17 protein-coding genes and 2 pseudogenes are annotated in these 19,308 nt (G+C 73.7%); 6 read left to right on the top strand and 13 right to left on the bottom strand.

All coding sequences use genetic code 11. The annotated features are described in order from the left end of the window. Positions 1 to 62 precede the first annotated feature (62 nt). Complete coding sequence (locus tag ABZT47_RS17450) at positions 63 to 677, bottom strand: TetR/AcrR family transcriptional regulator (RefSeq protein WP_354842453.1); 615 nt, start codon at positions 675 to 677, stop codon at positions 63 to 65. A 103-nt stretch (positions 678 to 780) separates the two neighbouring features. Between ABZT47_RS17450 and ABZT47_RS17445 the strand changes: the two genes are divergently transcribed. Beyond that, the gene (locus tag ABZT47_RS17445; RefSeq protein WP_354842451.1) at positions 781 to 1,416 is read left to right on the top strand and encodes an SDR family oxidoreductase; all 636 of its coding nucleotides are present in this window, start codon (positions 781 to 783) and stop codon (positions 1,414 to 1,416) included. A gap of 99 nt (positions 1,417 to 1,515) precedes the next feature. Here the strand turns inward: ABZT47_RS17445 and rho are convergent, their stop codons facing one another. Further along, on the bottom strand, positions 1,516 to 2,703 hold the full coding sequence (rho, locus tag ABZT47_RS17440; RefSeq protein WP_354842449.1) for a transcription termination factor Rho: 1,188 nt from the start codon (positions 2,701 to 2,703) through the stop codon (positions 1,516 to 1,518). 78 nt (positions 2,704 to 2,781) lie between these two features. On the opposite strand from rho, the gene ABZT47_RS17435 reads away from it, so the two are divergent. The 3 genes from ABZT47_RS17435 (at position 2,782) to ABZT47_RS17425 (ending at position 4,666) form a co-directional block, all read left to right on the top strand. Then, a complete protein-coding gene (locus tag ABZT47_RS17435) occupies positions 2,782 to 2,922 on the top strand; it encodes a hypothetical protein (protein ID WP_354842447.1) in 141 nt (46 codons plus the stop codon). Positions 2,923 to 3,209: 287 nt separating this feature from the next. Next, on the top strand, positions 3,210 to 4,055 hold the full coding sequence (locus tag ABZT47_RS17430) for an MBL fold metallo-hydrolase (RefSeq protein WP_354842445.1): 846 nt from the start codon (positions 3,210 to 3,212) through the stop codon (positions 4,053 to 4,055). A 122-nt stretch (positions 4,056 to 4,177) separates the two neighbouring features. Then, on the top strand, positions 4,178 to 4,666 hold the full coding sequence (locus ABZT47_RS17425; protein ID WP_354842443.1) for an NUDIX hydrolase: 489 nt from the start codon (positions 4,178 to 4,180) through the stop codon (positions 4,664 to 4,666). Between the two features lie 203 nt (positions 4,667 to 4,869). Here the strand turns inward: ABZT47_RS17425 and ABZT47_RS17420 are convergent, their stop codons facing one another. Further along, positions 4,870 to 5,526, bottom strand: a complete 657-nt coding sequence (locus tag ABZT47_RS17420; protein WP_354842440.1) for a TetR/AcrR family transcriptional regulator — start codon at positions 5,524 to 5,526, stop codon at positions 4,870 to 4,872. A 58-nt stretch (positions 5,527 to 5,584) separates the two neighbouring features. Here ABZT47_RS17420 and ABZT47_RS17415 point away from each other — a divergent pair, with 58 nt between their 5' ends. Continuing rightward, positions 5,585 to 6,415 carry an SDR family NAD(P)-dependent oxidoreductase gene (locus ABZT47_RS17415; RefSeq protein ID WP_354842437.1) on the top strand — a complete coding sequence of 277 codons (831 nt, stop codon included), beginning with the start codon at positions 5,585 to 5,587 and terminating at the stop codon, positions 6,413 to 6,415. 258 nt (positions 6,416 to 6,673) lie between these two features. Next, positions 6,674 to 6,997, top strand: a complete 324-nt coding sequence (locus ABZT47_RS17410) for a nuclear transport factor 2 family protein (protein WP_354842435.1) — start codon at positions 6,674 to 6,676, stop codon at positions 6,995 to 6,997. A gap of 266 nt (positions 6,998 to 7,263) precedes the next feature. Here ABZT47_RS17410 and ABZT47_RS17405 read toward each other — a convergent pair whose 3' ends face one another. The 10 genes and pseudogenes from ABZT47_RS17405 to ABZT47_RS17360 form a co-directional block, all read right to left on the bottom strand. Next, positions 7,264 to 9,570 (bottom strand): cellulose binding domain-containing protein, encoded by a 2,307-nt coding sequence (locus ABZT47_RS17405; protein ID WP_354842432.1) that lies wholly within the window; start codon positions 9,568 to 9,570, stop codon positions 7,264 to 7,266. 350 nt (positions 9,571 to 9,920) lie between these two features. Then, positions 9,921 to 10,886 (bottom strand): UDP-glucuronic acid decarboxylase family protein, encoded by a 966-nt coding sequence (locus ABZT47_RS17400; RefSeq protein ID WP_354842429.1) that lies wholly within the window; start codon positions 10,884 to 10,886, stop codon positions 9,921 to 9,923. Further along, positions 10,883 to 12,013, bottom strand: a complete 1,131-nt coding sequence (locus ABZT47_RS17395) for a glycosyltransferase family 9 protein (RefSeq protein WP_354842426.1) — start codon at positions 12,011 to 12,013, stop codon at positions 10,883 to 10,885. The genes ABZT47_RS17400 and ABZT47_RS17395 overlap by 4 nt, the downstream gene beginning before the upstream one ends. Continuing rightward, positions 12,004 to 12,684 carry an SDR family oxidoreductase gene (locus ABZT47_RS17390; protein ID WP_354842423.1) on the bottom strand — a complete coding sequence of 227 codons (681 nt, stop codon included), beginning with the start codon at positions 12,682 to 12,684 and terminating at the stop codon, positions 12,004 to 12,006. The genes ABZT47_RS17395 and ABZT47_RS17390 overlap by 10 nt, the downstream gene beginning before the upstream one ends. Positions 12,685 to 12,836: 152 nt before the next feature. Then, positions 12,837 to 14,210 carry a D-glycero-beta-D-manno-heptose 1-phosphate adenylyltransferase gene (gene rfaE2, locus ABZT47_RS17385; protein WP_354842420.1) on the bottom strand — a complete coding sequence of 458 codons (1,374 nt, stop codon included), beginning with the start codon at positions 14,208 to 14,210 and terminating at the stop codon, positions 12,837 to 12,839. Positions 14,211 to 14,383: 173 nt separating this feature from the next. Then, positions 14,384 to 14,929 (bottom strand): annotated as a pseudogene (locus tag ABZT47_RS17380) (SIS domain-containing protein); the annotation flags it as partial. A gap of 5 nt (positions 14,930 to 14,934) precedes the next feature. Next, positions 14,935 to 16,158 carry a glycosyltransferase gene (locus tag ABZT47_RS17375; protein ID WP_354842417.1) on the bottom strand — a complete coding sequence of 408 codons (1,224 nt, stop codon included), beginning with the start codon at positions 16,156 to 16,158 and terminating at the stop codon, positions 14,935 to 14,937. Positions 16,159 to 16,445: 287 nt separating this feature from the next. Next, a pseudogene (locus ABZT47_RS17370) lies at positions 16,446 to 17,438 on the bottom strand (glycosyltransferase family 9 protein); the annotation flags it as partial. Continuing rightward, positions 17,435 to 18,550, bottom strand: coding sequence for a glycosyltransferase (locus ABZT47_RS17365; RefSeq protein ID WP_354842414.1), 1,116 nt, complete (start codon positions 18,548 to 18,550; stop codon positions 17,435 to 17,437). The gene ABZT47_RS17365 and the pseudogene ABZT47_RS17370, both read right to left, overlap by 4 nt. Further along, the coding region (locus tag ABZT47_RS17360; RefSeq protein WP_354842411.1) for a carbamoyltransferase C-terminal domain-containing protein at positions 18,547 to 19,308 on the bottom strand (762 nt) is incomplete at its 5' end. The genes ABZT47_RS17365 and ABZT47_RS17360, both read right to left, overlap by 4 nt.

Genomic DNA, 19,308 nt, shown 5'->3' with positions numbered 1-19,308 from the left:
CCGCCTACATGCTACTCGCGAGTAACATGATGCCACGGCTCTTCATTCCCCTTACCCCGGGGTCAGGCGATGCCCGCGAGAATGGTGCGCACCAGCCCCGCCGTGAAGTCCTCCACGCTCTTCGGCGAGCCCTCCTCGCCCATGAACAGTCGCAGGAACGCCCGCTGGTAACAGGCGCCGAGCAACAGCGCCGCCGCCGAGCCGGTGTCGGCGTCGGCGCGCAGGCGGCCGTTCTCCCGCAGGACGCCCAGATACCCGGCCACCGCGGTCAGCGGCTTGTGCGGACCGGCGTTCAGCTTGCGCAGCTCTTCCCGGTGCCGCTCCAGCAGGGCCGGCTCGGCGAACAGCGAGGAGCCGATCGGCATGCTCGCCTCGTAGAACAGCGTCGCCGCCCGGGCGATCTCGGCGAGGCACTCCTCGGTCGTGCGCCCGCCGGGGTCGGCGGACAGCCGCTCGATCAGCGACCCGAGCGCGGGCAGCCGCTCGCTCAGGACGGCGATGAACATCTCCTCCTTGCCGGTGAAGTGCCGGTAGAGCGCCGCCTCGGAGATCCCGGTCTCGCGGGCGATCTCCTTGGTGGTGACGCGGGCCAGACCCACCGTGCGCATGAGGTGCTCGGCGGAGTCGAGGATGCGCTCACGGGTGCGGGCGCCGGCGGCCGTACGCGGCTGGGGCATCGGGATGGCGGGCCTCTCGGTCGGTGCGGCTTTTGGCTGCCTATGGAAGGGGTACTCATCCTATGATGTGAGTGAGTACTCACCAACCTTTGGGGGACGTCTCATGAAGCTCACCGTTTTCGGCGCCACCGGGCGCACCGGCCGGGAGGTCGTCAGGCAGGCGCTGGACGCCGGGCACCAGGTCACCGCCGTCGTCCGCGACCCCGCCCGCCTCCCCATCAGCCACGGCGCGCTCGAGGTGATCACGGCGGAGGTGACCTCGCCGGACGCGCTGCGCCCCGTGCTGGCGGGCCGCGACGCCGCGATCTCCGCGCTCGGCCCGAACGGCAGGAAGGACGTGGGCATCGCCTCCAGGGCGCTGACCTCCATCGTCCGCGCCATGGAAGGCGGCGACGCCCGCAGGCTCGTCACCCTCAGCGCCGTCCCGGTCGGCCCGATCCCCGACGGCGAGCCGCTCATCTACCGCGCCGTGGTCCTGCCCCTCATCCAGCGCATCTTCCGCGACGGGTACGCCGACTTGCGCGCGATGGAGGACGAGGTACGGCGCAGCTCGCTCGAATGGACGGTCGTCCGGCCGCCGAGGCTGACCGACAGACCGCCGACCGGCAAGTACCGTCGCGTCGTCGGCGGCAACGTGGCACGCGGCCACACCATCTCGCGGGCCGACCTCGCCCACGCGCTGCTCGACTGCCTGGACGACCCGGCCACCGTCAAGCAGGCCGTCGGCGTCGCCAACTGAGGTCCGGCCGGCGCGGGCACGCGCGACGACGGTCGAGATCCTGGCAGAAGTTCCAGTGATCGGCTGATCCTCCGGCTTCCGCCGGTCGGCTCCGTCGGGTCAGGAAGAGCTCACCTGGCGCAGGAAGGCGGCGTTGGAGGGCGTCTCGCGCAGGCGGCCGAGCAGCGCGCCCAGGGCCTGCTCGCGATCGAGGCCCGACAGCGCGCGCCGCAGCTTCCACACGACCTCGCGCTCCTCGGCCGTCAAGAGCAGCTCCTCGCGCCGGGTGCCGGAGGCGGCCACGTCGACGGCGGGGAACAGGCGCTGCTCGGCGAGCGCCCGGCTCAGCCGCAGCTCCATGTTGCCCGTTCCCTTGAACTCCTCGTAGAAGAAGTCGTCCATCCGCGAGCCCGTCTCGGCCAGCGCGGTGGCGAGGATGGTCAGCGATCCGCCCTCGCGGGTGGCCCGGGCGGCGCCGAACAGGCGTTTGGGCAGGTGGACGGCCTGCGCGTCCACCCCGCCCGTGAGCGTCTTGCCGCCGCTCGGCGCGATGACGTTGTAGGCGCGGCCGAGGCGGGTCAGCGAGTCGAGCAGGACCACGACGTCGGTCCCGCGCTCGACCAGCCGCTTGGCCCGCTCGACCGCCAGCTCGGCGATCAGTGTGTGGTCGCGCTCCGGCCGGTCGAACGTCGAGGCGATCACCTCGCCGCGCACCGACTCGCGGAAGTCGGTGACCTCCTCGGGCCGCTCGCCGACCAGGACGACCATGAGATGGGCGCCGGGATGGTTGCGGGTGACGGCGTCGGCGACGGCCTTGAGCACCATCGTCTTGCCGGCCTTGGGCGGCGCGACGATCAGGCCGCGCTGCCCCTTGCCGACGGGCGTCAGCAGGTCGACCAGCCGGGTGGCCGCCGAGCCGGTCTCCAGCAGCAGTCGTTCGTGCGGATGGACCGGTGTCATGGCCGCGAAGTGCGGCCGGGTCCGCCCGGGCTCCTCGCCGTCCACGGAGACGATTCGCACGTCCCGGTCACGCGGGCCGCGGGCGAGGGCCGTCACCAGGTCGCCCGGGCGCAGGCCGAGCTCCTTGACCCGGGCCGGCGACAGGTGGACGTCCTGGTCGCCGGGGAGGTGGCCGCCGACGCGGATGTACGCCGCCTTGTCGCGGACGTCGAGCAGGCCGCGGACCTCGGTGAGGGGCCCGGTCTCGTTCTGCGGGGCGGCGGCGGGGCCGGCGGGGTCGGCCTGGCGCCGGCGGGTCCTTCTGGGAGGCGCCTTCGCGGGCGCCGGGGCTTCGATGGTCGCTGTCATGGTGGTTCCTTGCTGGTGGGCCGGAATCCCGGCCGGCTGATGGGAGAGGCGCGGAGAAGATCGCGGAAGGTGGCGGCCGTGCGTCCTGACGTGCCCGGACATACGGCGGCACGCCGCGCCGGCACGGCGACGGCCATGACGGCGGGCACGGTGACGCACGTGCCCACAGCAGTCGCGGTGGTGGTGGCGAGCGAGGTCCGCATGGGTCCGCCGGTCTAGGACGACCGGCGCGAGATGCCTGCCCTGAACGGGGCGGCGAGAAAGGTGAACGGCTCAGAACGGTGAGGAAGGAGACATCCCACCTGGAGAGCCACCTTTACCATAACATCACCGCACCGCCTCCGCGCAAGCCCCGCCGTGCCGTTCCGTGTGGGCACCGCCGTCCTGTAGCCGGGATCACGCGATCGCCATCCCATGGGTCCCGAGACCATGCCAAGCTGGGGCTCGCGGCCGATCTGTCTCTGGCGGCCGAACGTGTCGAGGCGTCCAGTTCAGGAGAGCGCGCGATGGCGTACGAGCCGATGATGGTCTCCGGGGTGGAGGTCGTGCCGCTGCGGGACGCCGTGGGCCCCATGGGCGGCGACCTGCGCCATGCGCCCGGCGCGAACTTCGTCGGCGGCTCGCCCGAGCACCGCGCCGCGCTCACCGCGGGCGAGTGGATATTGCACTTCCGGTGCTACCTGCTGCGCCTTCGCGGCGGTCGCACGATCCTGGTGGACGCGGGGCTGGGCGGGCGTGACTCGCCCGCGTCCGCCTGGGCGCCGGTGCCGGGGCGGCTGGTGGACGAACTCGCCGCCGTGGGCGTGGCGTCGGCGGAGGTGGACACCGTCGTGCTCACCCACCTGCACAGCGACCACGCCTCAGGGGCGGTCACCGACGGCGTGGCGACCTTCCCCAACGCCCGGCACGTCGTCCAGCGCGCCGAGATCGACTGGATCGAGGGCGCGGGGCCGAACGCCATACTCGAACGCGTGCTGCGCCCGCTGACCGGGCTGGTCGACGCGGTCGAAGGCGAGGCCGAGGTGGCCCCGGGCGTGCGGGTGCTCCTGGCCCCCGGCCATACGCCCGGCCACCAGGTCGTCGAGGTCGGATCGCTCACGCTGACGGGCGACGTGTTCCTGCATCCGACGCAGCTCGCCGACCCGGCGATCGTCTACCGGCACGACGACGACCCGGCGAAGGCCGTCGCGACGCGGCGGCAGGTGCTCGGCAGATCGCGCGCCCGCGGCGGCCTCATCGGCACCGCCCACTTCCCCGAGCCGTTCAGCCCCCTCCCCGACCCCCCGGCAGCCGCCGGCCCGCGCGCCGAGACGGATACCACCGCCCAGGCCAGGCGTCACGTCGATCAGTGACATGGTCGCGGTGACGGCCACCGTCCGCGACCGGTGACAGGGGAGGCCACGCGGCCGTCCCCCCTTCTGCTCGGGCGGGGTCCACGGGCGGCCGGTAGATCAGCGGAGATACGGTCGAGGTCATGGTCGCGCTTCCGCCCGAGGAGTTCTACGCCGGGCTCAACAAGACCCTGGCCGGCGCCGGGGCGTTCATCACCGACGCGCAGGACAGGGTGCTGCTGGTCAAGCCCAACTACCGCGACCACTGGCTCTGGCCCGGGGGGCACGTGGACGAGGGCGAGACCCCCGACCAGGCGTGCGCCCGCGAGCTGGCCGAGGAGCTCGGCCTCACCGTCCCGGTCGGCCGCCTGCTCGGCGTGCACTGGGTGCCCCCGTTCGGCGACCGGCCGCTCCCGCTGGTGCACTTCCTGTTCGACTGCGGCCACCTGCCGGACGCCGACCGTCTCGTCCTGCAGGAGGAGGAACTGGACGCCTGCGGCTTCTTCGACCCCACCGAGGCGCGGGCCCTCATGCCCGCCTACCTCATCCGCCGCCTCCACGCCGCCCTTGAAGCCCGGCACCGGTCCACCTCCTTCTACCTCACCGGCGGCTCCCCAAAATTCACCCTCTGACCCGCGGTGATGGTGCCAGGCTCAGAGCACCTGCACGACCTTGGCCCGCAGCGCGGGCGTGCAGGTGGGAGTGTCGATGGTCTCCTGGGCCGGCCTGCTCATCTCGTCGCCGGTGATGTCGATGGCTCCCGTCGCGGGGGTTACTGGGCCGGTGGCGTGGATACCAGATCGTGGTCGCGGCCCCTCTGAGGAACACCGCGTGCCTAGCGGGCCAGGCGGTCCAGCAGCTCGCCGAGCAGCGTGCGTTCGCCAAGGGTGAGGTCGCCCGGGTCGTCGCCGACCAGCGCACGCAATGTCAGTGCGGCGCTCGCACGGGTCGCGGGAGCGCCGGCGGAGGGCGTGTGCAGGACTCCGGCCAGCGCGGCCTCGCGGACGCGCCCGGACAGCCTGAAGTCCGGCTCCGGCTGGCTGATCAAGGTGAGCGTGATGCCGACGTTGGCGGCAAGCACCTGTTCGGCGGCTTCGTCTGCCGGCACCTTGAGCAGGCCCTGGGCGGCGGCGGCGGTCAACCGCTCCCGCAACGCGGCGTGCGCGGGAGCGGTGACGGCGCAGGGCTTTCCCGGCTCGGCGCGGCCGTAAAGCAGCCCGTAGAACGACGGGTGCTCCAGCCCGAACCGCACGTGCCTGTCCCAGCCCTCGCGCAGGTCGTCCAGCGGGTCGCCAGAGCTCTCGACCGCCGTGTACTGGGTGAAGCCGTGGTTCACCACGGCGTCGATCAGGCCCTGCTTGCTGCCGAAGTGGTGGTACAGCGTCGGGGCCTGCACCCCTGCGCGTTCGCACACCGCCCTCGTGGACACCGTGCCGCCGCCCTCCAGCAACTCCGCGGCGGCGAGCAGGAGTCGATCCCGTGCGTTCTGCATGCTTGCTATAGTAGCATATATAGCGATACATTGATCGCTATAGCGAAAGGAGAAGTCCATGAGGACTTGGTTCGTCACGGGTGGGACGCCCGGAGGGTTCGGCCTGGTCTACGCCGAGGCTGCACTGGAACAGGGCGATCAGGTGGTGGTGACAGCGCGTAGGCCCTCTGAACTGCAGGAATGGGCTGAACCGTACGGCGGCCGTGTGCTGGTTCTCCAGCTCGATGTCACCGATGCCGAGCAGGTGCGCGCGGCGGTCAAGACGGCGGAGGAGCGGTTCGGCGGGATCGACGTGCTCGTGAACAACGCGGGCCGTGGCTGGTTCGGCTCGGTCGAGGGGGCCCCCGACGAGACGATCCGCCGCACGTTCGACCTCAACCTGTTCGCCGTGGTCGAGCTGATCCGCGCGGTCCTGCCAGGTATGCGGGCACGCGGCGACGGCTGGATCGTGAACATGTCGTCGGTGGCAGGCCTCGTCGGCGCACAGGGGTTCGGCTACTACTCGGCGGCGAAGTTCGCGCTCGAAGGACTGTCGGAGACCCTGCGCCATGAGGTTGAGCCGTTCGGTGTGCGCGTGCTCGTCGTAGAGCCGGGAGCGTTCCGCACCAAGGCTTTCGCCGGCTTCCAGAACGAGCCCGTCAACGAGACCGTCGACGCCTACGTGCCGATGGTCGAGGGCGTCAAGGCGGCGTTCGTGGAACATAACGGCAAGCAAGAGGGTGACCCTGAACGTGGAGTGCGCGCCGTGATCAGCGCGATGAACGCACCCGTTCCGCCGCAACGGATCGTGCTCGGCAACTCTGGCTACGACGTCGTTGTCGCGATGCACGAGAACGCACTCGCGGAGCTGCGCGCGAACGAAAAGCTCTCACGCGGTGCGGACTTCTAAGCCTGGCGCCAGAACGTGAGGAGCCTCGTCGGGGTGGATCGAGTTACCACGCAACCGACCCGACGAAGCCTCCATCAGCATGCGCGCCCCGCGCATGTCTATGCCGACTTGACCCCTGCTCGACACCTCGAGCCGGTCACCGCGCTGCACGGCCCGTGGCGGGTCGCCGCCCGCATCGTCATCGTGCTGCTGAGGTGCTGCAGGGGGCGCGCCAGGACGCGCCCGCGTCCTGGCACCCGAGAAAACTGGAGAGCGGAAATGGACGACATCACCCTTCCCAAGGCCGTCGAGAACTTCATCGCGGCCACCAACGCGCACGACGCGAACGCGCTGGCCGCGGTCTTCGGCGACGGGGCCACCGTGCGCGATGACGGGACGACCTACGCCGGCGAGGCCGAGATCCGCGAGTGGATCCAGGGGCACCTGATCAACCCCAAGATCGTGATCACGCCGACCTCGTTCGCGGGCGACCGTCTGGTGGCCTCCGGGGACGGTGAGTTCCCCGGCGGGCCTCTGTCCTTCGCGTTCGTGTTCGGCATCAAGGACGACCAGGTCACCGACCTCGCGATCGACCCCGTCTGACTCACCACCGGCCGGGGTGGCCCAAGGGTCTCAAGCAGTGGCGAGCCATCGCCCCCCGCTTCGACAAGCTCGCCGGCCGCTACCTCGCGGGCGTCACCTGGCATCCGTCATGCTCTGGCTCCGCCATTTCGACTTGTCAGACAGGCCTTAGCACGCGCACCCCATGCCGAAAGCGAGCGGCGGACGAGGACCCTCGTCGGTGGTGCGCTGCGACGGCTCCCCGGGTGAGATCACGCCCAGGGAACCGTCGAGTGAGCGTGCCGGGTTCAGCGCAGGTAGAGGGCTGGTTGGGGTGGGGTGGACATGCCGTTGCCGATGAAGAAGCTCGGGTGCGGGGGCTGGTTGTAGGCGGTGTTCTGCCAGGCGACCGCTTCGCGGTACTGGATGTCGTGCATCAGGGTGAAGATGCGCCGGTCGGTCACCGTGGTGGTCGCGTAGATGCGCAGGGCGCGGTCGTCGCTGGTCGGCCAGACGATCTCCTCGCGCCAGTCGCCGAACAGGTCGGCCGACAGCGAGGGCGTCGCCTTGGTGCCGTTGTTGGAGTGGACGCCCGAGCCTGTGAGCAGCCGGGTCGAGCCGCTGGTGCCGTACTTGTCCACCTGGGTCTGGTCGAGCAGCTCGCGGACCGGGTCGGCGTCCCACCAGGCCAGGAAGTTCATGGAGGACGGTTTGGCGCCGATGTTGGCGCCCTTGGTGTTGCGCAGCCCGTCGGCTCTGGCCGACCAGGACTCGGCGCCGGGGCTGCCGGACCAGATGTCGTCGGACACGCCGCGCCCGTTGTCGCCGTTCGCCGGAGTCGTCCACAGCACCTGGCCGGTGCGCGCGTCGGCCATCCACGAACTCGGCTTGCTGGAATCCTCGTCGACCTTGAAGACCTCCAGGCCCGAACGGGAGGGGTCCAGGTCGCCGACGTGCAAGGCGTCGCCGTGGCCGTTGCCGGTGTTCCACAGCGGGGAGCCGTTGTCGTTGATCGCCATCGCGCCGAACACGATCTCGTCCCTGCCGTCGCCGTCCACGTCGGCGATGGCGAGGTTGTGGTTGCCCTGGCCGGTGTACTGCGAACCCGCGGAGTTGGAGTCGAAGGTCCACCGCTTGGTCAGCGCGCCGCTGCGGAAGTCCCACGCCGCGATCACCGTGCGCGTGTAGTAGCCGCGCGACATGATCAGGCTGGGCCGGGTGCCGTCCAGGTAGGCCGTGGCGGCGAGGAACCGGTCGACCCGGTTGCCGTAGCTGTCGCCCCAGGAGGACACGGTGCCGCGCGGCGGGTCGTAGTTCACCGTCGACATGGCCTTGCCGGTCTGCCCGTTGAACATCGTCAGGTATTCCGGCCCCGACAGCACGTAACCCGAGGAGTTGCGGTAGTCGGCGCCGGAGTTGCCGATGACGACGCCGGTGCCGTCCTTGGTCGCGTCGGCGGTCTTCATGGCCACCTCGGCCTTGCCGTCGCCGTCGTAGTCGTACACCTGGAACTGCGTGTAGTGCGCCCCGGCGCGGATGTTGCGGCCCAGGTCGATGCGCCACAGACGGGTGCCGTTGAGCTTGTAGGCATCGACGAACACGTTGCCGGTGTAGCCGGACTGGGAGTTGTCCTTGGCGTTGGAGGGGTCCCACTTCAGGACGAACTCGTACTGGCCGTCGCCGTCGAGGTCGCCCACGCTGGCATCGTTGGCGCTGTAGGTGTAGGCGACCCCGTCAGGGGTGGTGCCCCCGGACGGCGGCGAGATCGGCACGTCGAGGTAGGCGCCGCCGGTGAAGCGCAGGGAGCTCTCCGAGGCGGCCTGCTCGGCGCCGTCGACCACCGGCCGCACGGTGTAACTCGCGTCGGCCGCCGCGCCGTTGTCCAGGTAGTTCGTGGACCCGGTGATCGGCGAGGAGTTCAGCTTGGTCGAGCCGCGGTAGAGGTTGAAGGCGACGCCTGAGGGGTCGGTGCCGAGCATCCGCCAGGAGACCAGGTTGCCGCTGCCGGACCGCACGCTGACCAGGCCGCGGTTCAGCCGCTCCGCCTGGCGCGCGTTCGCGGGCGTCGGGGTCGGCGTCGGGGTCGGGGTGGGCGTGGGGGTCGGGGTGACGGTCGGAGTCGGCGTGGGTGTGGGCGTCACGGTCGGCGTCACGGTCGGAGTCGGGGTGGGGGTCGGCGTCGGGCCGGTCGTTCCGGTGCAGGTCACCCCGTTGAGGGTGAACGACGCCGGAGCCGGGTTGCTGGAGTTGTTCCACGAGGCGTTGAAGCCGAAGGAGGCGCTCGCGCCGGTCGCCAGCGCGGCGTTGTAGCCGGCGTCCGCGGCGGTCACCTGCGCGCCGCTCTGGGTCACGGTGGCGTTCCACGCCTGGCTGACCTGCTGGCCGGCGGTGAATCCCCACACCAGCCGCCAGCCGTCGATCGCGTCGCCGAGGTTGGTCACGGTGACGTTGCCGGTGAAGCCGCCCGTCCACTGTGAGGCCACCGCGTAGTCGACCCGGCAGCCGGCGGCGGCCTGGGCCGCGACGGTCGTCGCCGTCCCGGTCGCCGCGACCGTGGCGGTCGCCGCCGCCAGGATCACCAGCCGGCGGACCGGCGATCTCGCGAAGTAGCGCATGACTCTCCTCTTCGTGCGGAGCGCCGGGCACCGAACCGTGCATTGAAACGATTCGATGCCCGGCGCGTCGACATACCCGCGAGGCCTGACCTTCCGTCGCGACTGATGCGCTCGAAACTAAGCCGAGCCGGACGCGCCGCGCCATGGCCGCTCGCCGGTCGCCGCCACGGTCGCGAGAGGGCCTGGCGCGGACGGCCGCGCTCACCTGAGCCGATCCACTCCGGCGACACCGCCGCCCGGGCGGGGCGGGCTGAAACTTCCACAAGACGGCGGCGCCCGCCCTACGAAGGTCGTCGGTCACCCCACCGGCCGCCGGCTCGTCGTTCAGGACGCGGGCGCCAGGTCCGCGTTCAGGACGCCGGTCGGCTGGTGGCTTGCAACAGTTCGCGCTCGAACCAGGCGATGGTGCGGCGCAGGCCGGTGATCGCGTCCACCGTCGGGCGCCAGCCGAGCCTGGAGACGGCGAGGGAGGTGTCCGGGCGGCGCACCGCCGGGTCGTCCACGGGCCGGTCGACGAACGTGATCGGCGAGGAAGAGCCGGTCAGGTCCCTGATCGTCGTGGCGAGCCGGAGCATGGACATCTCGGAGGGGTTGCCGATGTTGACCGGTCCGGCGAAGTCGCTGTCGGCCAGGGTAAGGACGCCGTCCACGGTGTCGTCCACGTAGCAGATCGACCGCGTCTGGCTCCCGTCCCCGGTGACCGTGATCGGCTCGCCGTGGAGGGCCTGGCGGACGAACGTGGGGATGGCGCGGCCGTCGTGGGGCCGCATGCGGGGGCCGTAGGTGTTGAAGATGCGCACGATGGCGGTGTCCACGCCGTGGGACTGGCGGTAGGCCGTGGTCAAGGACTCGGAGAAGCGTTTGGCCTCGTCGTACACGCTGCGCGGGCCGACCGGGTTGACGTTGCCCCAGTACGTCTCGCGTTGCGGGTGTTCTAGGGGGTCGCCGTACACCTCGCTGGTGGAGGCCAGCACGAACCGGGCGCCCTTCTCCCGGGCGAGGCCGAGGGCGTGCAGGGTGCCGAGGCTGCCCACCTTGAGCGTGGCGATCGGGTGGCGCAGGTAGTCGGTCGGGGACGCCGCCGAGGCGAAGTGCAGCACCAGGTCCACCTCGCCCGGCACGTGGACGTAGCCGGTCAGGTCGCACTCGACCAGGCGGAACCTCGGCCGGCCGATCAGGTGGTCCACGTTGGCGGGAGACCCGGTGAGGAAGTTGTCCATGCAGATGACCGTGGCGCCCTCGGCCACCAGCCGCTCGCACAGGTGGGAGCCGAGGAACCCCGCGCCCCCGGTCACGACGACCCGGTGTGCTCTCATCGCACGCTCACCTCCAGCAGCTCCGCGGCGGCGTCGAGCACGGCACCGACGCCGATCTCCGCCAGGCCGGGATCGGGCCGGCTCCCGTGCGGGTCCCCGTGCCATCCCGCCCACAGCGCGACATGACGGCCTGTCGGCGGCGGGCCCCACTGCGCGGGCGCCACCGGGCCGAACAGCACCACCGACGGCGTCGCGAAGGCCGTCGCCAGATGCGCGACGCCGGTGTCCCCGCACACGACCATCCGCGCTCCGGCGACCAGCCGCGCGAGGCCGCGCAGGTCCGTGCGGCCGGCCAGGACGCGTCCGGCGGGAAGGCCGGCCAGCGTGCCGACGCGGACGGCGAGGGGGTGTTCGGCGGCGGTCCCGGTGACGACCACGCGGTGCCCGGCGCGTTCGAGCGCCGCGGCGACCTCGGCGAACCGCTCCGCCGGCCAGCGCCGCGCCCCCGACGCCGCGCCCGGATGCACCACCACCCCGCCCCACGCCCCGGCCTCCCCGGCGCCCACCTCGGGCCCGTCGAGGTCCTCACCGAGGTGGTCCGGCCGGCCCCGGAGGGCGTCCGGGTCGAGCAGGAGGTCGGCCGGGTCGGCGGCGATGCCGTACCAGCGCAGCAGCGCGCACCACCGGTCCACCTCGTGCATGCTCTGCCGCCACGGCGGGCCCTCCAAACAGGGAAACTCCAGGTGAACGTGGGTGAGCAGCCGTCCGGGACGGGTGCGGGACAGCGCGGCGGTGCTCTCGGGCCCGCGCCCGTGCAGGTTCACCGCGACGTCCGGACGGCACAGCGGCACCGGCACCGGTCCCGGGACGTTCAGCAGCTCGTCCACGGCGCCGATCAGCGGCACCAGGCCTGCCAGCGCGGCGGGCGCCGCCAGGACGAGGCGGTGCCCGGGGTAGGCCCGCCGCAGCCCGCGCAGCGCGGGAACCGCGGTGAGCAGGTCGCCGAGTCCCAGCGCGCGCAGGACTAGCAGCACGGGCCGCTCGCCGGACGCGGGGTGGACGGGGTGCCCACCGAGCACCGACGGGACGGGGCGTTCGCCGGACACCCCGCAAAGGGGCCGCTCGCGGGACGCCGTGTGGGCGGGGCGCTCATCGGAGGCCGGGCGGGGCGTGCGGTTCATGGCCATGACGGCTCGGTCGACGGGCAGACCACGAGCTCACGCAGCTCGCACCCGGGAGGCTGGCCGAGCGCGAACACCACGGCGGCGGCCACGTCCTCGGGCTGGTTGAGCCGGGCGTCCGGGCCAGGACGGTACCGCTCGTCCCTGCCGTCGAAGAAGCGCGTGCGCATGCCACCCGGCACCAGCAGCGTGACGCCGACCCGGCCGGCCAGCTCGGCGGCCAGCGCCCGGGTGAAGCCGACGACGCCGAACTTGGCCGCGCAGTACGCCGTCGCGTCCCCCACCGCCCGCAGGCCGAGCGTCGAGGCGCAGGTGACGACGCGGCCCGCCGAGCGCTCCAGGTACGGCAGGGCGGCGCGCACCACCGAGGCGGTGCCGAGCAGGTTGACGCCGATCACCCGCTCCCACTCGGCAGGGGAGACCTGCGCCAGCGAGCCGCACCGGTCGATGCCGGCGGCCGTCACCACCCCGTCCAGGCCGCCCACCCGCTCGGCCAGCTCGGTCACGGCGGCCTGGACCCGGTCGCGGTCGGCGACGTCCGCCACGACGTGGTCGACGCCGTCCTCGGGCACGCCGACGTCGATCACCAGCGGCCGCCCGCCCGCCTTGGCGACCGCGTCGGCCGTGGCCTTCCCCAGGCCGGACGCTCCGCCGGTGATCAGGATGTTCCCCACCATGTTCGCTTCTCCTCGCTGCAGAACGGGGGGCCGGTCGTGCGCCTGGGGCGTCGGTGTGCCGGGTGCCGGGTGCCGGGTGCCGGGTGCCGGGTGCCGGATGTCGGTATGTCCGTGCGCGGTGCCGGGGTGCCGGCGTGCCCGGGGGGCGCCGCTTACACCACCTCCTGGGCGGCGGCGATGAGCCCGGTGGTGGAGTGGCCGGGCACCGTGGGCAGGACGACGACCTCGCCGCCGGCCTGCCGCACCGCCTGGGCCTCGGGGAGCTCCTGCCCGGTGTAGTCGCCGCCCTTCACCCACACCTCCGGCCGCAGCCGGTCGATGAGCAGGCACGGGGTGTCCTGCTCGAACACCACCACCGCGTCGACGCAGCCGAGGGCACGCAGGATCTCCACCCGGTCGCGCTCGGCGACGACAGGCCGGCCCGCCCCCTTGAGGCGGCGGACGGACTCGTCGGAGTTGACGCACACGATCAGCGCGTCGCCGAGCGCCCTGGCCTGCCGCAGCAGGCTGACGTGGCCCGCGTGCAGCAGGTCGAAGCAGCCGCCCGTGGCGATCAGCCGCCCGCCCGTCGCGCGCACCATGGCCGCCAGCTCGAACGCCGTGCGGGGCCGGTCGTCCAGCGCCGCGCGCGTCCGGTCGGCCCGCGGCGGCGCCGGCAGGCGGATGGCCGCGGCGCCGCCGGCGGCGACGAACCGGGTCGCCTCCGTGACCGCCATCGTCACCGCCTCCTGCACCGACGCGCCGTCGCGCAGCGCCAGCGCCGCCGAGGCGGCGAACCGGTCGCCGGCGCCGCACGTGTCGCCCCCCGTGATCGGCATGGGCGGCGGCACCCGCAGCGTCCGGCCGGCGCGGGTGCACAGGACGGCTCCGTCGGCGCCGCGCGTGACGGCGACCGCCTCGGCGTGCAGCTCGCGGACCAGGTGGCGGGCGGCCTGCTCGACGCCGGTGCACGGCCGCCCGTACAGCACCGCGGCCTCGGGCTCGCTCGGCGTGACCAGTGCGCAGCCGGGTACCGGCGGGAATCCCGCGGGGTGCGGGTCCCAGACGAGCGGCGCGGTGCGGCGGTTGAGCAGGTCGCGCACGGTGTCGGCGGCGCCGCGCCCGTAGTCGGACACCAGCACCGCGCCCGCGCCGCGCAGCGCCCGCGCCGCCCGGTCTCCCTCGGGGCCGCGCCAGGCCCGGCCGTCCCCGGTGTCCACACGCAGCAGCGTCTGGCCGCGGGCGCGGATCCGCGTCTTGCGGGACGTCGTCCCGCGCAGCGGCAGACGCACGACCTCGGCGAATCCGGCGAGCAGGGCGCTCAGGCGCTTCCCGGAAGCGTCCTCGCCGAGCGCGGTGACCAGCACCACCTCCGCGCCCTCGCGGGCGGCGAGCAGCGCGGCTAGCCCGGCGCCTCCGGGACGGCGGTGCTCGGTGCGCCCGCGGACCACCGGGACCGGCGCGTCGGGGCAGAGCCGCTCGGCGTCGCCCTCGATGTCCACGTCGAGCAGCGAGTCGCCGACGACGACGATCGGGCCTCCCCTCATCCGCGTCCCCTCTCACCCGTCCCGCGAACCGTCCGTCCCCGACCGTCCCGCTGGTCCCGCCGGTCCTGCACGTTCCGCCGGTTCCGCTCGTCCGGCGGAACCTTCCTGTCTTGCCCGTTCTGTCTGTTGAGCGGTGTGGAGGAAGCCCGGTCGGCGGAGGTGTGCTCGTCGCGCAGCGAGGCGTCGAACGCGTCGCAGAGCAGGTGGATCACCGCGAGGTGGACCTCCTGGACGGTGGCGCAGTCCTGCGAGGGCACCGCCACCGCCCCGTCGCAGCGCGCGGCCAGGGGGTTCGGGGCGCGCCCGGTCAGGGCCCAGGTGATGAGCCCGCACTCCCGGGCGGCCTCGGCGGCGGCGAGCACGTTCTGGCTGGTACCGCTGGTCGACAGGCACAGCAGGACGTCCCCGGCGCGGCCGTGCGCGCGCACCTGCCGGGCGTACACCTCCTCGGCGCCGAAGTCGTTGGCGATCGCCGTGGCGGAGGAGGTGTCGGCGTGCAGCGGGATCGCCGCGTACGGGCGCCGGTCGGTGCGGAAGCGGCCGACCAGCTCGGCCGTCAGGTGCTGCGCCTCGGCCGCCGAGCCGCCGTTTCCGCAGGCCAGCAGCCTGCCGCCGCCGGCCAGCACCGCGGCCAGCGTGCGGCCCCAGGCGCGGACCCTCGGGGTGTCGGCGTCCACCGCCGACAGCGCGGCGCTCAGCCGCGAGAAGTGCGGGTGCATGGCTGTCAACCTCCCGCCGCGGCGAGCCGGTCCAGGCGGTCGCCGATCAGGCTGCGGTACACCGACTCGGTCTGCGCCGCCACCCGCGGCCAGCCGTATCTGGACCGGGCGCGGCGCACGCCGGCGTCGGCCATCGAGGCCCGCACGTCGGGCCGGGCGAGCAGGTCGCGGAGCACTCCGGCCAGCGCGCGGGGCCGGCGCGGCGGCACGAGCGCGCCCCACCCGGACACCGTGTCCAGGTGGCCGCCGACCGCCGAGGCGACGACGGGAACCCCGCAGGCCATGGCCTCCACCGGCACCATGCCGAACGGCTCGTACCACGGCACGGTGACCACGGCGAGCGCCGATCTCATGAGGGCGGGGACGTCCGCGCGGGCGACGCTGCCGATCAGCCGGACCCGGCCGGACAGCCCGGACGCCGCGACCAGCCGGGACAGTCGCGTCGACTCCTCGTCGCCGGGGTCGCCGCCCGCGATGGTGAGATGCGCCCCGGGCACGTGCGCCAGCGCTTCGATGATCGTCTCGACCCCCTTGCGCGGGACCAGCCGGCCGATGCTGAGGATCCGCGCGACCCCGTCCAGTCGCGGACGGCGCCCGTCCGCGTCGGCCGGGTGCGGCAGCGGCGCGTCGGGGTGGAACAGCGCGAGGTCCACGCCGCAGGGGACGACGGTGACCCGCTCGACCGGCACGTCCATCGCCGCCAGCTCGCTGACCTCGTCGGTGCAGGTGGCGACGATGGCGGCGGCCCGCCGTCCGATGTCGCGCTCGACGGCGAGGCGGCAAGGAGGGCTGGTGTCGGCCGTGCCCTGCCAGCGCCGTTTGACCGTGCCGAGCGCGTGGAAGGTCTGGACGACCGGGACGCGGAGCTCCTCGGCCGCCGTCAGGGCCGCCAGCCCGCTCATCCAGAAGTGCGCGTGCGCGACGTCCGGCCGCGCGGCCCGCCAGCGCCGCGCGAGATGGGCGGCGAAGGCGGGCATGTACGGCAGCAGCTCGTCCTTGGGGAGCGGCTCGGGCGGCCCGGCGGGCACGTGCTCGACCGTCACCCCCGGGGACATCGTCACCGTGAGCGGTTCGTGCCCGGCGACGCGCCGGGTGTACACGGTGACCTCATGGCCGAGCCCGGCCAGGGCGGCGGCCAGGCCGGCGATGTGGACGTTCTGACCGCCCGCGTCGACGCCTCCCACGGCGGCGAGCGGGTTGGCGTGCTCGGACACCAGGGCGATCCTCATCGCGCCCCCTCGGGGACGCCGCCCGGGCCCCCGTCGCCGAGACCGGGATCGTCCGACCCGGGGACCTCCGGGCGGTGAGATTCCGGGCGGTGAGCCTCCGGGCCGTGAGCCTCGGGGCGGTGAGCTTCCGGGCGGTGAGCCTTCGAGCCGTGAGCCTCCGGGGCCTGAGGCCCCGGGCCGTGAGGCTCCGGCGGGACCGTCCGGAGCGGCAGGATGGCCCCGCCCTGCCCTGCGCCGCCTCGCCCCGCGCCGTCTCCCTGCGCGGCGACGAGCGCGAGCACCGTGCCGACGACCTGCTCGCTGGTCACCGACGACAGGCATGGGTGCCCGGCGACCGGGCACACGCGCGCCCGGCTGCCACGGCACGGCGCGTCCTGGTCGCCGAGCAGGACGACCGGCACGCGGTACGGCGCCCAGCGCGCGGCCGGCACGACCGGGGCGAACAGGCTGACCACCGGGGTGCCGACGGCCGCCGCCAGGTGGGCGGGCCCGGTGTTGGCCACTACGGCCGCCGAGGCGCCGGCGAGCACGGCCGCGAGCTCGGGGAAGGTCGTCACGCCGCCGAGGTCGCTGCCGTAGGCGCCGGCGACCTGTGCGGTGAGCGCCTGCTCGTCCGGGTCGCCGGTCACGACCACCCGCACTCCGGCGAGGACCAGGTCGCGCACCGTCCGGGCGTGGTGCTCGGCGGGCCAGGCCCGCGCGGGCGCCGAGGTCCCCGGGTGGACGACCACGTACCCGGGCGGTCCGGTGAACTGGTGCACCGAGGGGAGCGGCCGGCGTACCGCGAGCGCTCCGTCGTCGCCGGGGGGCAGCTCGAACCCCGCGGCCTGGACGAGGCCGAGCATGCGTTCGGCCTCGGGCACGTCCACGGTCTCGTCCACGATGTGCCGCACGTCGAGCAGCGACCCGGGGTAGTCCTCGCTGATCGCGGCGATGCGCGGCACACCGGCCAGGCGAAGCAGCAGCGCGAGCGGCAGCGACGACTGGTGGAAGGAGGTCAGCACGACGGCCATCTCCGGGGCGGCCTTCTCCACCAGGGAGGTCAGCCGGTCCACGTGCGAGCGGCTCAGCGGCAGCGGCTCGGGGTCGATCCACGGCGCCCGCCATTCCAGCACCCGGTGCACTCCCGGCAGGAGCTGGGCGGCGGCGCCGCCGTTCGGGCCGGTGAGCAGCACGACCTCGCGGGCCGAGGCGGCGATCGCACGGATGGCGGGGCCGGCCAGCAGCACGTCCCCGGCGTTGTCCAGCCGCGCCACGAGCACGGTGCCGGGCCCGTTCACCGGCGCGCCCGCAGTTCGCCGCGCAGGCGGTGCACGCAGGCGACCGGAGGGATGATCACGCTGGTCACGGCCATGCGCAGCACCTCCTCGGGGGTACGGGGGCCGGGCGCGAGCCGCGTCCAGGCGAACTCGGCGGTCAGCGCGAGCCAGGCCAGCCCGGCCGCGGAGCCGAGCGTGGCCAGGCGGCGAGAGCCGAACGCGGACGGGCTGTGGGCGCCAGAGCCAAGCGCAGACGGGGTGTGATGGGCGCCAGAGCCGAGCGCGGACGGGCAGTGGTGGACGCCAGAGCCGAGCGCGGACGGGCTGTGGTGGGCGCCGGAGCCGAGTGCGGGAAGGCTGTGGTGGGCGCGGGAGCCGCCGCGCGTCCCGCGGCCGCCGATCGCCATCAGGGCGCACCCGAGCAGGCCGAGAGCGGTGGTCAGCGCGTGAAGGGCGAGGCGGCCGGGGACGTCGTCGACGGCCGCCCGCCAGCCCGCCCCGTGCAACCGCCGCATCAGCGCGTCGTCGGCGTTGCCGCGCTGGGCGCGGACGCTGGCCCAGAACCCGTCGTCGCGCACGGGGTGCAGGGTGACGCGCCGGCCTTTGGCGAGCCCGTACCCGGCCTTGAGCAGCCGCAGCGCGATGTCGGCGTCCTCGCGGTAGGCGTGCGGGAAGCGTTCGTCGAAGCCGCCGACGCGGTCGAGCGCCGACCTGCGGTAGGCCATGTCGGCCGTCGCCCAGGCGGCTCCGGCGAGCGCGGCGGTGTTGCGCTCGGCGTCGGTGGGCCGCCGTCCGCTCGGCGGGTCGACGCGCAGGCGTCCCTGCGAGCCGGCGACGTCGCCGGGAAGGTCGGCCAGGTCGGCGGCGAGCGCGTCGCGCCAGCCGGGGCGCGGCACGACGTCGTCGTCCAGGAAGGCGACCCACGGCGTGGTGGCCGCCCGCCAGCCCGCGTTCCTCGCGGCGGCGGGCCCGCGCCCGCCGGTGCGCAGCACCTGGACGTGGCCGGGCACCTTGAGCGCCGGGGAGAAGCGCGGCCGGTCGTCCACCACGATGGTGGGCAGGTCCGCGTCCAGCGCGTCGAGGACCCGCCGCAGGCTCCGCCGGCCGATGGTGGGGATCACGACAGTGATCATGAGCGGAGCACCTCCCCACGGCGCACCAGGTAGGGGCCGATGGCGAGTACGTCGACCGGGGCGGAGCCGAAGCACTCCAGCGCGTCGCGCGGGTCGTCCACGATGGGACGGCCGGCGGTGTTCAGGCTGGTGTTGACCACGACGGGCAGTCCGGTGCGGGCCTGGAAGGCCTCCAGCAGGCGCGCGAGCAACGGCTCGGCGCTGTGGTCCACGGTCTGCACCCGTGCCGTGCCGTCCACGTGGACGACGGCGGGGATGCGGTCGCGCCATTCGGGGCGCACGTCGTGGACGAACAACATGTAGGGGCTGGGCAGCGGTCCGCGCTCGAAGATCTCGTGGGCGCGGTCGGCGAGGACCATGGGGGCGATGGGGCGGAACTGTTCGCGGCCTTTGACGGCGTTGAGGCGTTCGGTGTTGCCGGGTCGTCCTGGGTGGGCGAGCAGCGAGCGGCGGCCGAGGGCGCGCGGGCCGTACTCCGAGCGGCCCTGGAACCAGGCCACGATGCGGTCGGCGGCCAGCTCGGCGGCCACCGCGTCGCCGAGGTCCTCGGGCCGCGTATAGGGCACTCCCGCGGAGGTCAGCCAGGCCGCGAGCTCCTCGTCGGTCCATCCGCGGCCGAGGTCGGCGCCCGTCATCGGGACGACGGCGTCGCCGTGCAGGTGTGCCAGGTGCAGCGCGCCGCCGAGCGCGGTGCCGGAGTCCCCGGCGGCCGGTTGGACCCAGATGTCCTGGAACGGGCCCTCGGTCAGCAGCCGGGT

This window comes from Sphaerisporangium sp. NPDC005289 (assembly GCF_040607455.1).
GTDB lineage: Bacteria > Actinomycetota > Actinomycetes > Streptosporangiales > Streptosporangiaceae > Sphaerisporangium > Sphaerisporangium rhizosphaerae.
This window is presented reverse-complemented; position numbering and strand designations above follow the sequence as displayed.